The 12,753-nt window shown below is 59.8% G+C and carries 15 protein-coding genes; 7 read left to right on the forward strand and 8 right to left on the reverse strand.

The window, feature by feature from the left end:
* The first annotated feature begins 46 nt into the window (after positions 1 to 46).
* The gene (gene phaZ / locus HGT1_RS02940) at positions 47 to 1,330 is read left to right on the forward strand and encodes a polyhydroxyalkanoate depolymerase (RefSeq protein ID WP_176248489.1); all 1,284 of its coding nucleotides are present in this window, start codon (positions 47 to 49) and stop codon (positions 1,328 to 1,330) included.
* On the forward strand, positions 1,330 to 1,914 hold the full coding sequence (locus HGT1_RS02945) for a DUF6151 family protein (protein WP_176248490.1): 585 nt from the start codon (positions 1,330 to 1,332) through the stop codon (positions 1,912 to 1,914). Before phaZ ends, HGT1_RS02945 begins: the two co-directional genes overlap by 1 nt.
* Before the next feature lie 10 nt (positions 1,915 to 1,924).
* Here the strand turns inward: HGT1_RS02945 and HGT1_RS02950 are convergent, their stop codons facing one another.
* The 5 genes from HGT1_RS02950 to HGT1_RS02970 form a co-directional block, all read right to left on the reverse strand.
* A complete protein-coding gene (locus HGT1_RS02950; protein ID WP_176248491.1) occupies positions 1,925 to 2,635 on the reverse strand; it encodes an alpha/beta fold hydrolase in 711 nt (236 codons plus the stop codon).
* A 69-nt stretch (positions 2,636 to 2,704) separates the two neighbouring features.
* On the reverse strand, positions 2,705 to 3,322 hold the full coding sequence (locus tag HGT1_RS02955) for a hypothetical protein (RefSeq protein WP_176248635.1): 618 nt from the start codon (positions 3,320 to 3,322) through the stop codon (positions 2,705 to 2,707).
* A 10-nt stretch (positions 3,323 to 3,332) separates the two neighbouring features.
* A complete protein-coding gene (locus tag HGT1_RS02960; protein ID WP_176248492.1) occupies positions 3,333 to 4,085 on the reverse strand; it encodes a carboxylesterase in 753 nt (250 codons plus the stop codon).
* A 2-nt stretch (positions 4,086 to 4,087) separates the two neighbouring features.
* The gene (locus HGT1_RS02965) at positions 4,088 to 4,321 is read right to left on the reverse strand and encodes a hypothetical protein (RefSeq protein WP_176248493.1); all 234 of its coding nucleotides are present in this window, start codon (positions 4,319 to 4,321) and stop codon (positions 4,088 to 4,090) included.
* Positions 4,322 to 4,382: 61 nt separating this feature from the next.
* Positions 4,383 to 5,663 carry an MFS transporter gene (locus tag HGT1_RS02970; protein WP_176248494.1) on the reverse strand — a complete coding sequence of 427 codons (1,281 nt, stop codon included), beginning with the start codon at positions 5,661 to 5,663 and terminating at the stop codon, positions 4,383 to 4,385.
* A gap of 180 nt (positions 5,664 to 5,843) precedes the next feature.
* Here HGT1_RS02970 and thrS point away from each other — a divergent pair, with 180 nt between their 5' ends.
* The 5 genes from thrS (at position 5,844) to HGT1_RS02995 (ending at position 10,526) form a co-directional block, all read left to right on the forward strand.
* A complete protein-coding gene (gene thrS / locus HGT1_RS02975; protein WP_176248495.1) occupies positions 5,844 to 7,790 on the forward strand; it encodes a threonine--tRNA ligase in 1,947 nt (648 codons plus the stop codon).
* Between the two features lie 224 nt (positions 7,791 to 8,014).
* Positions 8,015 to 8,317 (forward strand): DUF2282 domain-containing protein, encoded by a 303-nt coding sequence (locus tag HGT1_RS02980; protein WP_176248496.1) that lies wholly within the window; start codon positions 8,015 to 8,017, stop codon positions 8,315 to 8,317.
* Between the two features lie 70 nt (positions 8,318 to 8,387).
* Positions 8,388 to 9,236, forward strand: a complete 849-nt coding sequence (locus HGT1_RS02985) for a DUF692 domain-containing protein (protein WP_176248497.1) — start codon at positions 8,388 to 8,390, stop codon at positions 9,234 to 9,236.
* Positions 9,233 to 9,982 (forward strand): DNA-binding domain-containing protein, encoded by a 750-nt coding sequence (locus HGT1_RS02990; RefSeq protein WP_176248498.1) that lies wholly within the window; start codon positions 9,233 to 9,235, stop codon positions 9,980 to 9,982. Before HGT1_RS02985 ends, HGT1_RS02990 begins: the two co-directional genes overlap by 4 nt.
* 19 nt (positions 9,983 to 10,001) lie before the next feature.
* Positions 10,002 to 10,526, forward strand: coding sequence for a DoxX family protein (locus tag HGT1_RS02995; protein WP_255200077.1), 525 nt, complete (start codon positions 10,002 to 10,004; stop codon positions 10,524 to 10,526).
* On the opposite strand, the gene HGT1_RS03000 is transcribed toward HGT1_RS02995, so the two are convergent.
* The 3 genes from HGT1_RS03000 to HGT1_RS03010 form a co-directional block, all read right to left on the reverse strand.
* The gene (locus HGT1_RS03000) at positions 10,523 to 10,837 is read right to left on the reverse strand and encodes an ArsC/Spx/MgsR family protein (protein WP_176248636.1); all 315 of its coding nucleotides are present in this window, start codon (positions 10,835 to 10,837) and stop codon (positions 10,523 to 10,525) included. The two genes, HGT1_RS02995 and HGT1_RS03000, sit on opposite strands and share 4 nt — an antisense overlap.
* A gap of 172 nt (positions 10,838 to 11,009) precedes the next feature.
* Complete coding sequence (locus HGT1_RS03005; RefSeq protein ID WP_255200078.1) at positions 11,010 to 11,306, reverse strand: hypothetical protein; 297 nt, start codon at positions 11,304 to 11,306, stop codon at positions 11,010 to 11,012.
* A gap of 86 nt (positions 11,307 to 11,392) precedes the next feature.
* Positions 11,393 to 12,580, reverse strand: coding sequence for a cytochrome P450 (locus HGT1_RS03010; protein WP_176248500.1), 1,188 nt, complete (start codon positions 12,578 to 12,580; stop codon positions 11,393 to 11,395).
* Positions 12,581 to 12,753 lie beyond the last annotated feature (173 nt).

Consider the following 12,753-nt stretch of genomic DNA (forward strand, 5'->3'; position numbering starts at 1 on the left):
ACCGGCGGAGTGCCCAAGCACAGGGCCAACCAAAAGGAGACCCCTCATGAAGTATATGGCATCTTACGATCTAATGGAAACAATGCGGAACACTAATCAATGGTTAGGTGCGACCGCGCAGGCTTTTGCCTCTTATCCGGCATTTTCCGCCATTCCAAACCCCGCACTTGACTGGATGGCCGCCTGGGGCGAAGTCACCGAACGCAGCTTTGCGCGGATGGTTGCGAAACCCGACTGGAACCTGCCGCCGGTTGTCGGCAAAGACGGCGCGGACCACCCCGTCGAGATCAAGAAAGAAATTCAGGGTGCCTTTGGCGACCTGCTGCATTTCGTCGTGCAAAAGCGCGAACTGCCAAAACGCAAAGTCCTGTTGGTTGCCCCGATGTCCGGCCACTATGCCACATTGTTGCGTTCGACCGTGATCAGCCTGATCCCTGATACCGACCTTTATATCACCGACTGGCACAACGCCCGCGAAATTCCTGTGAGCGCCGGCAAGTTCGACGTCGAAGATTACACGCTGCACCTTGTTGAATACATGCGCCACCTTGGCCCGGATGTTCACGTGATCGCCGTGTGCCAGCCTGCGCCCCTGACCCTTGCCGCGACCGCCTATCTGGCCGAGGAAGACCCAAGCGCACAGCCCAGTTCCCTGACCCTGATCGGCGGCCCCATCGACCCCGATGCCAGCCCCACCGAAGTCACCGATTTTGGCGACCGCGTTCACATGGGCCAGCTTCAGGAAATGTCGATCCAGCGCGTTGGCTTTAAATACCCCGGCGTCGGTCGCAAGGTATATCCCGGTCTGTTGCAGCTGAATTCGTTTATCTCGATGAACAGCGAAACCCACACCAAGGCGTTCCGCGACCAGATCATGCGCGTCGCCCAAGGCGAAGCCAGCGATCACGACAAACACAACAAGTTCTATGACGAATACCTTGCCGTCATGGATATGCCTGCCGAATTCTACCTCTCTACAGTCGAGCGGATCTTTAAAAACAACGAGATCGGCACGAATAATTTTACCGTTGCGGGCAAAAAGGTCGACATCGGCAAGATCACAACCGTTGCGGTCAAAACCGTCGAAGGCACCAAGGACGATATCTCGGCCCCCGGTCAATGTATCGCAGCACTTGGCCTGTGTACCGGTCTGCCCGACAGCAAAAAGGCCAGCCATCTTGAAGACGGTGCCGGCCACTATGGTATCTTTGCGGGCAAAAGCTGGCGCGACAACATCCGCCCGCTGGTGCTGAAATTCATTGATGCCAACCAGAACGGCGCGGCGCAGGAAAAACCTGCAAAGCCAGCCAATAATAACGCTGCCGCATAATGTTCAAAGCGCCGCGCGACGTCCCGTTTTCATGCTCTTGTGGCACGGTCACCGGAACGTTGCGCGGCGCATCCCCTGCCATCGGCAATCACCTTGAATGTTTTTGCAAGGATTGCCGCGCCGCCGAGGTCTATTCGGGTCAGCCCGACACGCCCTCTGTCGCACTATTCCAAACCACGCCCGACCGGATCGTCTTTGATCGGGGGGCGGATCAGCTGGCAGTGTTTTCCTTTGGGGAAACCAATATTCTGCGCTGGCACACGAAATGCTGCGGGTCGGTGATCGGCAACACCCTGCGCAATCCCAAGATCGCGTTTTCCAGTATCCGCGTGGCGCTTTTGTCCCAGCCCGATGCCCTTGGCCGGGTCACAACCAAGGCGTTTTACAAGACGGTCAAAGGCAAGCCGCAGCATAAAGGCATGGCGCGTTTTGTCTGGGGTGTGTTCAGCCGCGTGACCGCAGCACGGGTCACAGGCCGCTGGAAAGACACGCCGTTTTTTGACCCCGAGACGCTGAAACCCGTCCAAGAGGTTCACGTCGTGCCCAAAGCCGAACGCGCCGAGATCACTGCCCGGCTTGTCTGAGCCTTTTGCGTTATTGCAAGACGTAGGGCTGGCGCATCCAGTGGATCAACGCGTCTGTCACCGCTTCGGGCTGTTCCAGCGTCGGGATATGCCCTGCCCCTTCGATCACCTGCAAAGACCCGCTGGGAATAAGTTCCGCCATAAAGCTGTGGCGCTTCACGGTGTTGATCGTATCTGACGCGCCGCACATCACGAGGGTCGGACAGCGCAGCTTGCGCAGCACCGCTTGCTGATCGCGGCAACGTTGCAGGGCGCGGGCCTGTTTCAAATATACTTCGACGCCCAGCGTGTCGGCCATGTCGAGCAAGATATCCATCACCGCCGCGCGGCTTGGTCCTTGGGCCAGAGCGGTCAGCGGGACTTCTTCGCGCATCACATCGGCCAGACGCCCCGACTTGGCCTTGACGATCAGCAACTCGCGCATGGCCGATCCTTGCGGTGTCCCCGCCAAGGGGCTGGTATCCATCAGGGCAAGCCGCGTGACGCGGTCGGGTGCACGGCGCACGATTTCCAACGCCACCATGCCGCCCAGCCCCAACCCGGCCAGCGCAAATTTCTGCGGCAGAAGATCCAGCAAACCGGATGCGATTTCATCGATCCTTTCGCCTTGGGTAATCGGGGCCACCGTCACAGCCAGCGTCGCCGACAATTCGGCAATCTGAGGCCAGAACACCCGCGCGTCGCACATCAGTCCGGGCAAAAGCACAAGCGGTTCAGCCATAAATTGCCCTGTCTTTCATCGTGTTGATTGCGAAATACATGTCACTGCCCTGCCGATTTGCTGCCCACATCAACATGGATAGGCAATGCCATGCAAGGGCGGAAAGTCACGGTACCGCTGCTGCCGCTGTTCGACCGGTTCCGACGGGGCCTGCCCTGCCCGCAGCAACATCCCCTTTGGCGCGATATAGCTGGAGATCATGCGCAAGGGTACCGGCCGCCACACCAGATTGAACGCCGCCAGCTTGGGAAAGAACCACATCTCGGAATAGGGCAGATGATCATGCACCCACCACGCCAGATCGCGCCAGTCACGCCCCTGATCATATTGATCGGCAAACCACGGGATCACGACAGACGCCCCCGCAATGGCCGCATCGCCGCTGTTACGGTCCCAGATGTGGCATTCAATCGGGTTGTCGCTGGCGGCACAGTTCAGCTTGTTGGCGTTGCCATAGTCATTCAGCGCCCGCGACCGATAACCGGACCGCACCGCGATCCGGCCAAATGTTTCTTCAAGCGGGTCCAGCAAGGCGGTGCAAAACGCCCGCCCGTTTTCAATCGCCAGATCGGGATTATCGGGGATGTTGGGGATGCCATGAAAGCCGCTGATCTCGGAATACAGGAAATCGCGCATGTAAAAGTGTTTCGACAGACGCACCCGCCCGACCGTCTCGAGGCTCCACATGCTGGCGGGTTTACGCATCCACAGCCTTGTCCAACACCTCGTGGACCGCGGCCTGCATCAGCCCCAGACAGCGATCGTCGGAAAAGCGGTGATCGGCGTCCTTGACCAGTTGCAACTGCATGTCCGGCCCTGTGGCATGTTCCAGCAACCGCACCGCCGTTGCGACACTTACCGCCGTATCGGCCGTGCCCTGCAAGAACCGCACCGTAAACGGCAGATGCAACGGCGAGCGTAACACCAGCTGCTTGCGCCCGTCCTCGATCATCCGCTTTGTGATGATGTAGGGCTCCATATAATCCGACGGCAGCTCGACGTGGCCCACTGTGTCCAACTGCTGCTTTTGCGCGTCGGTAAAGCTGGCCCAATATCCGTCTTCGGTAAAATCGGGTGCCGCCGCGATGGTGACCAGCCCGGCGATCCGTTCAGGCATCGCGCGGCACAGCAACAACGATTGCCAGCCGCCCATGGACGACCCGACAGGCACGATCCTGCCCGTGGTCAACGCGCTCACTGCGGCCAGCGTATCCTGGGCCCAATCGCCAATGCAGCCGTCGGTGAAATCACCCGAGGAGTCACCATGCCCCGAATAATCAAACCGCAAAAACGCGCGGCCCTCGCGGCGGGCCCAGTCCTCAAGGAACACCGCCTTGGTGCCTTGCATGTCGGATTTCAGACCGCCCAGGAAAACAACGCAAGGCCCCTGACCGGCCGTCAGATGATAGGCCAGCTTGCGCCCTTGCGGGGTCTCGAGGGTCTGCGCCATGTTCATCCGCCCAGATAAGGGCCCTTGGCGGGGCGGTAGAAAATCTTTTGATTGTGCAGACGTCCCAGCAGATCGTCGATCTTGCGCAGCGACTCCACCGTTTCATCGGCGGGCAACATCTCTTGGGTGCCGTTATAGACATCCGCCGACAGGTCGCGCTTGGTCACGTGCAGGGCTGCCTCGATCAGGTCGATATCGCTGATCGTCAGCTCGAAACTGCGGTTATGTTTGGACATTTCGCCATCCTTTTGAATGCATGTTCCACCCGCCAAGTCATAGAACCTGTCGCGCCAAGGATCAATCAGCAGCTTCGACCTCGCGCAGACCAATTGCCGCAGCCGCTGCGCCAATCGCCATAAGTGCGAATAAAACCAGCGTTGCCGTCGGCCCGATCAGCGCAACACCGCCGCCAGCGACCCCCGCAACCAGCAACAGCACGCCGATCACCGTATTTGACACGGCGGCATAGGCCGACCGCTGGTTTTCCGGCGACATGTCCACCAGATAGGTCGACCGGCCCTGCCGCACACCGTGATAGGCGATCATCAGGATGAACAGCACCAGCGGCATCGCCCAGATTTGCATGGCCAGCCCCAGCATGCTTAGCGCCACAGCGCCCAGCATCGCCACGGCCCCCACACATCCCGTCAGCATCAACACCTTGCGGCTGGACCGGTCCGACAACCGCCCCCAGATATAAGAGCTTAGGAAAGACGCCAGGGCAGATGCCAGAACCAATGCGCCCAACTGGCCAAGGGCGGACTGGTCCTCGCCCCCAGCAAGTACGACGAAATACGGCGGGGCCAATGCGGTTGACGCCAGCAACCCGCGCACAAGGATAAAGCGGCGCAGGTTCGCATCCTTTTTCAATATGCCGAAATCCGCGCCTTCGCCCTTGGACGGGTCGCTTTTCATTTCCTTCAATGTGGAAAACAACAGCGCCGCAGCGCCCCACAGACCGGCGGCCAATGCGATTGCGGCGATGACGATGCGGCGGTCCTCGAACAGGCCCGACATCAGCAGCACCGCAAGGATCACCACCCCCACCGCAGATACCGACCCTGCCAACCCCGTAATCGCGCCGCGCCGCGACTGACCGACGGTCTTGCCCAGAATATCCTTGTAGGACACCGAACACGCCGCCCGCGACAAAGCCAGCCCACCAAGGGCCGCGCAAATGGCATACCCCGCCGCGGCCCCGTCCAACGTCAATGCGGCCAACACGATCAGCGCGGCAAATATCCCCTGCCCCGCACTGCCCAACACCCACACCCACTTGCGCCGCGGCATCGACTGCACCCAGGACGCCATCAACATCTGCGGCAGCAACGCGCCACTTTCACGGATCGGCACCAAGACCCCGGCAAACACCGCCGGTGCGCCCAGCGACGTCAAAAGCCAAGACAACATCAGCTTGGGGTCAATCAACCCGTCCGCGATCTTGGTCATCGACAGGCTGGCAACATGGCGCAACGCATTTGGCGCTTCGGCCTTTTGCGCCCCTTGTGACAGATCGTCCGCCTCACCCTCAGCCCCCGAGAGTTTCTCGAACGCCGCGCTTGCCAATCCGTCCTGCATTCTGTCGCTTCCCGTCATATTATCTGTCGCGTCAATATCTTGACCCAACGCGCAAGCCTGCCAAGAAGTTTCCAAAGCCGCCCCAAGTTATTGACAACCCTGCCCCGCGCGGCCATCTAGCGGGAGCAAATAACCCGCAACCGGGCGTCTCGTAGGCGCCAAACCGACGAGGAGGCCCAAATGGCCCAGATCACCCTTACCCTTCCCGATGGCAATGCACGACAGTACGGCGCAGGTATCACTGCGGGCGACGTCGCCAATGACATCTCCAAATCCCTTGGCAAAAAGGCGATCAGTGCCACCGTGAACGGTGCGCATTTCGATCTGGCCTGGCCGATTGACGCAGATGCAGACATCGCGATCCACACCATGGCCGACGAAGATCAGGCCAACGAACTGGTGCGCCACGACCTTGCCCACATCATGGCCCGCGCCGTTCAGGAAATCTGGCCCGACACACGCGTCACCATCGGTCCGGTGATCAAGGACGGCTGGTATTATGACTTTGACCGCGCCGACCCTTTTACCCCCGAAGACCTTGGCGTGATCGAAAAGAAGATGAAAGAAATCATCAACGCCCGCGATCCCGTACGCACCGAAGTCTGGGACCGCCCGCGCGCGATCAAGCACTACGAAGATCTGGGCGAACCCTATAAGGTCGAACTGATCGAAAGCATTCCGGGTGATGAGCCGCTGCGCATGTATTGGCACGGCGACTGGCAAGACCTGTGTCGTGGCCCGCACCTGCAACACACCGGCCAGGTGCCCGGTGACAGTTTTAAACTGATGTCCATCGCTGGCGCTTACTGGCGCGGTGACAGCGACCGCGCGATGTTGCAACGCATCTACGGCGTGGCCTTTACCGGCAAGGAAAAGCTGCGCGCGCATCTGAATATGCTCGAAGAGGCCGCCAAACGCGACCACCGCAAACTGGGCCGCGAGATGGACCTGTTCCACATGCAAGAAGAAGCCCCCGGTCAGGTGTTCTGGCACCCCAACGGCTGGCTGATCTACACCCAGCTTCAGGATTACATGCGCCGCAAACAGCGCGCCGGCGGCTATGTCGAGGTGAACACACCCCAAGTCGTCGACCGCAAACTGTGGGAAAAATCCGGCCATTGGGACAAGTATCAAGAGCATATGTTCATCGTTGAAGTCGACGAAGAACACGCCCGCGAGAAAACCGTGAACGCGCTGAAACCGATGAACTGCCCCTGCCACGTGCAGATCTTTAACCAGGGCATGAAATCCTATCGCGACCTGCCGTTGCGCATGGCCGAATTCGGTTCGTGCAACCGCTATGAACCCTCGGGCGCGCTGCACGGTATCATGCGCGTGCGCGGCTTTACCCAGGACGATGGCCACATCTTCTGCCGCGAGGACCAGATCGAGGAAGAAACCCTGATCTACATCGAATTCCTGTCCGCGATCTACAAAGACCTCGGATTTGAAAACTTTAAGGTCAAGTTCTCGGACCGCCCCGACACCCGTGCCGGATCGGACGAAGTCTGGGACAAAGCCGAAGCGGCCCTGCTGTCTGCGACCCGCAAAGCGGGGATCGAACCTGAAATCAACCCCGGCGAAGGTGCGTTTTACGGCCCCAAGCTGGAATTCGTGCTGACCGACGCGATTGGCCGTGACTGGCAATGTGGCACCCATCAGGTGGATTTCGTGCTGCCCGAACGGCTGGACGCGACCTTTGTCGGGTCCGACGGCGCGAAACACCGCCCCGTCATGCTGCACCGCGCGACCTTGGGATCGTTTGAACGTTTCATCGGCATCCTGATCGAAGAACACGCAGGCAAGCTGCCGTTCTGGCTGGCCCCGCGTCAGGTCGTTGTGGCCTCCATCACCTCAGAGGCGGATGATTACGTGCGCGAGGTCATCGAGACCCTGACCGCCGCAGGTGTCCGCGCCGAAGCTGACATTCGCAACGAAAAGATCAACTACAAGGTCCGCGAACATTCGGTTGGCAAGGTGCCGGTCATCTTGGCCGTCGGTGCCCGCGAGGTCGAAGAAAAAACCGTATCCGTGCGGCGTCTTGGCGAAAAACAGACCTCGGTTCAGTCGCTTGCCGACGTCGCAGCAGCACTTGGTATCGAGGCGACCCCGCCCGATCTGCGTTAAATTCTACTGTAACAAACCCGTCCGGGCGGACATATGTGCCGCCCGGATGTGACGGATTGTTTCAAGAAAAATGCCGTTTTCAGCATTTTTCCGCCAAATATTACAGAAAACCACCAGATTTCCTGACGTTCATGTGAGACACTTCGACGTGAGTAGCTTTGTCGCACCAACACGGCTTTAAATGAGTTACGAAGACAGAACATCCAATCAGGAGGAACACCGAAATGTCCAACACGATGAAAACTTTCGCCGTCGCCGGTGCCGTTGCCGCAGCTTTGGCCGCCCACAGCACTCCCGCCGATGCCGCCGCCAAAGAAAAATGCTACGGCGTTGCACTTGCGGGTGCAAATGACTGCGCCGCAGGTCCGGGCACAACATGCGCAGGCTCCTCTGTGACCGATTTCCAAGGCAACTCCTGGACGCTGGTTGACGCAGGCACATGCGAATCCATGGAACTGCCGGAAATGGCAGACGGCACAGCGCGCAAAGGCTCGCTCGAGCCACTTGACCGCGACTTGCCAGCCTAAACCGATCCGGCGCAGGCAGTGTTTACCGCTGCCTGCGCCCCTTTGATATCCAGCCAAGGGAGCGTGCGTCATGCTCGACAGTCAACGCCGCTTTGACCGACTGCCCGCCGCCCCGGGCGTTGGCTATAAGCCCCAGCATTTCAGCGACTTGCAGCGCGACCCCGATCCCGTCGAATGGATCGAAATCCATGCCGAAAACTACATGGGCGATGGCGGGCGTCCCCTTGCCCAACTGCGCGCATTGACCGACAGGTTTGCCCTGTCCGTGCATGGTGTCGGCCTGAGCATCGGCGGCGAAACCCCGCTGGACCGCGACCACCTGAACCGGCTGAAAACGCTGTGCGACCGGGCGCAACCGGCCAGCTTTTCCGAACATCTTGCCTGGTCGACCCACGGGGCCGAATTTCTGAACGATCTGTTGCCGCTTCCCTATACCGGTGCCACCCTGACCCGCGTTGCCAGCCATATTGCCCAGGTCCAGGATATGTTGGGCCGGCAGATGCTGCTCGAAAACCCATCCAGCTATCTGGCCTTTGCTGAATCCACCCTGTCCGAGACCGAATTTCTGGCCGAACTGGTGCGCAAAACCGGCTGCGGGCTGCTGTTGGACGTCAATAACGTCTTTATCTCGGCCACGAACCTTGGCCTGTCGGCACAAAGCTATATCGACGCCTATCCGCTGGCCCATGTGGGCGAAATCCACGTTGGCGGCCATGACGAAGACACCGATGATGCCGGTGCGCCGCTGTTGATCGACAGCCATGGCAAACCCGTGGTCGATCCGGTCTGGGCGCTGCTTGAGTATACCCTTGCACGGACCGGCCCCAAGCCGGTTCTGGTCGAATGGGATAACGACGTGCCTGACTGGCCCGTTTTGCAAGCCGAAGCACAGCGCGCAGCCCTTGCGTTGGCCGCATGACAGACCAATCCGCCTTTCGCCAAGGGTTGCTTGACCCGTCTGCCCCCGTGCCACAAGGGCTGGAGGGCGCGCATCATACCCCTGCCGGAAAACGCTATGACGTTTACCGCAATAATGTCACCCATTCGCTGATTGCCGCGTTGCAAACCGCCTTTCCCTTGGTGCGCAAAATTCTGGGCGGGCAAAGTTTTGACAGCCTTGCCCCGGTATTTGCCCGGGCGCACCCGCCGACATCACCCTTGATGATGCACTATGGCGGCGAATTCCCAAGATTTCTTGAACAGCTGCCACAAGTCGCGAAACTCGGCTATCTTGCGGATTGCGCTCGGCTCGATCTTGCGATGCGCTCTTCCTATCATGCGGCGGATGCACCGGCCTTTGATCTTGTAGGCTTTCAGCAGCTGTCGCCCGACGCGATCATGCAACATAGATTTACGCTTGCGCCCGCCACGCGGATCATCAGATCGGCTTGGCCGCTCTATGACATCTGGCGTTTCAACATGGTCGAGGGTGCCGAAAAGCCCGTGATGCAGGCCCAAGACGTCCTGATCACCCGGCCCGATTTCGACCCCGAACCCCGCTTGCTGCCCTCCGGTGGGGCCAATTGGTTGGCGCATCTGGAACAAGGCAAAACCCTCGGCGATGCCGTTGACGCCACCGCCGCTGAAATCCCCGCATTCGATCTGGCCGCCGCACTGACAGTGGCCCTATCCAGCAATGCCTTTTGCGCAAAGGAAACCATCTGATATGCACAGGGTGTTTGATATGTACGACGCCATCGTTATCCGTCTGATGCGCCAGAACTGGATGCTGCCCACCTTTGCTCGCCTGGTGTTTGCGGCCGTTTTGATGGTGTATTTCCTGAACTCCGGACTGACGAAACTGGGCAACGGATTTGGCGGAATACTGAACCCCTCCGCAGGTGCCTATATCCAGATCTGGCCCAAAGCGTTTGAAGCGGTGGGCTATGACAGCTCGGCGCTCAGCAGCTTTCACCATGCGGTCGTCATCGCCGGAACCATGGCCGAATTCTTGCTGCCCGCCCTGATTGTATTGGGGTTGTTCACGCGGCTGGCGGCGATTGGCATGATCGGGTTTGTGTTCTTGCAGTCGGCCACCGATATCTACGGTCATGGACAGCTTGATGCCCTTGGCCGTTGGTTCGACCATATCCCGGACGGTACCATTCTGGACCAGCGCGCGTTGTGGCTGCTGTTGTTGTCCGTTCTGTTTGTCAAAGGCGCAGGGCCGCTGTCGCTGGACAAGGTATTGGTCGCGCGCCGGACCTAAACGCCAAGTGCGTCCTGCACGGGTTTGGCCCAGCCCAGATGCAGTTCTTCCCCTGTCGCGATCAGGGGGCGCTTCATCAAGGCGGGATGCTGCGCCAGCAAGGTCAGCGGTTCTTGCCCGCGGGCATCATCATCCAGCCCCCGCCAGGTGGTCGAGCGTGTGTTGACCAACGCCATGCCGAATTGCGCAAAGGCGCGTTGCATCACATCATCCGGAACGCCGTCCACGCGCACATCGACAAGCTGCGCATCGGGAAGGGATTTCATCGCCTTGCGGCAGGTATCGCAGTTCTTGAGCCCGTAAATGATCATCGTCACATCTCGTCCTTAAGATTTCGCCCCGAAGGCGCGGCTTTGCAGAGGATTGTCTGTATTTTCCGGTCTGCCAGACAAGGGCAGCCAGATGGCCCACACCTGGACCCATTTCAGCAAAAAGCCCGATGCGCAAACACCGGGCTATTCAAATGCCTGTGGGCTGCCGCGTTTAGCTACAGCCTTTTTCACCCGGAATGCAGGAATACGTCACAGGGCGCGGCTTGTGGTAATGCGCTTTGCGGACCTTCTTGACCGGATGCGCTTTGACCTGCTGATAGGTCATGGTCTGGTTTGGCGTACCGCAGCAGATCACACCTTGAATCGTAATGGGCTGAAGCCCGGCCGGGCAGTAGTTTGCACTGGTGGGGTATGGGTACACTTTGGCTTCGGCAGAAACCTGAGCAGGCAGGACAATCGCCCCCATCATGCTAAGGCCGGCGATCATTGCTGTTGGTAAACGCATCATATCCCTCGTCTATTTTCCGCTTTTGTTCAGCTTTGCCCACTGGGGGCCATCAAGTCTAGCCCTTTTGCAACAAAAGCGGGCCAAATCTAGGGAAATGGCCGGGAGGGCAGATAGGCCGGACCGTGAAACCGGATGCGCCCGCCCAGCTTGCGGCCCTGTTTCAACCTGTAGTCGGGATAGCGGTTCAGGAACCGCGCCAGCGCGATGCGCCCCTCCATCCGCGCGAGGGTCAAGCCGACGCAGACATGCGGCCCACCGGCAAAGGCAAGGTGGCGGTTGGGGTGACGGGTGATGTCGAACCGCGTGGGGTCATCAAACACCGCAGGGTCGCGATTGGCGGCACCGATGCACAGATGCAGGTTGCTGCCCGCGGGGATGGCGTGACCGCCAAGGGTGACGGGGGCGGTCGTCTCGCGATTGCCGAACTGGTTGGGGGACCGGAAACGCAGCACTTCCTCGACCGCCGTGTTGATCAGCGACGGGTCGGCCAACAGTCTGGCGCGTTGATCGGGGTGATCGTGCAGCAGGGCAAGGCCCGATCCGATCAGGTTCGTCGTGGTTTCATGGCCCGCGTTCAGGATGAAAATGCAGTTCTGGATCAGCTCGATTTCCGACAGCGTCCCGCCGTCGTCGCCGTTGATCAGACGGGTCAGCACATCGGTTTCGGGATCACCGGGGGATGCTTTGCGCCGCGCGATCAGGTCTTGCAGGTAGGCTTTGAAATCGCGCACCGCCTGATGGCCGCGTTCCAGTTGCGCGCCCGTCAGCGTGGGCTCCAGCGCGCCAAGGATGGCGAGAGACCAGTCGCGCAGGGGGCCGCGCTCGGAGAGCGGCACGTCAAGCAGGTTGCCAATGATCTGGATCGGAATGGTCGCGGCGAAATTTTCGACCAGATCGGCATCTTGCGGCATCGCGTCGAGCAGGTGATCGACGATGGCGATCAGCCCCGGCTCCATCCGCGCCAATGCCTTGGGCGTCAGGGCGGCGGTCATGATGCGGCGCACGCGGGTGTGCAGGGGCGGATCGTTGAACACGAGGCTGGTGGTATGATGTTCGAACAGCGGCGAGCCGACCCTGAATTTCGGCGCAAACGCCGCGCGTTTATCCGAGATATAGGTGGTGGTGTCACGGTAGATCGCGCTCAGATGGGCATGGCCGGAGATCAGAAACGACCCGTCGGGCTGCGGACACACAGGCGCGTCGGCGAGCAGCCGGTCGTAATGGGGAAAGGGGTTGTCGGTGAACCCGTCGGGGGGATTGGAGAGATCAAACATGGGAGGAGTTTGAGCGGATTTGGGGGTAAGTCAATGCGGTGTTATGGGGTTACCCGTGGGTGGTGTTAAGGTGTTGGTATTGTTGGTTTGTTTATGGTTGAGGGGGTGTAGGGTGGGATTTATCCCACGTTGCGGTCAGGTGGGGAAAATCCCCACCTTACGGTTGCCGCGCC

Source organism: Sulfitobacter sp. HGT1 (assembly GCF_013282155.1).
Classification (GTDB): Bacteria; Pseudomonadota; Alphaproteobacteria; order Rhodobacterales; family Rhodobacteraceae; genus Sulfitobacter.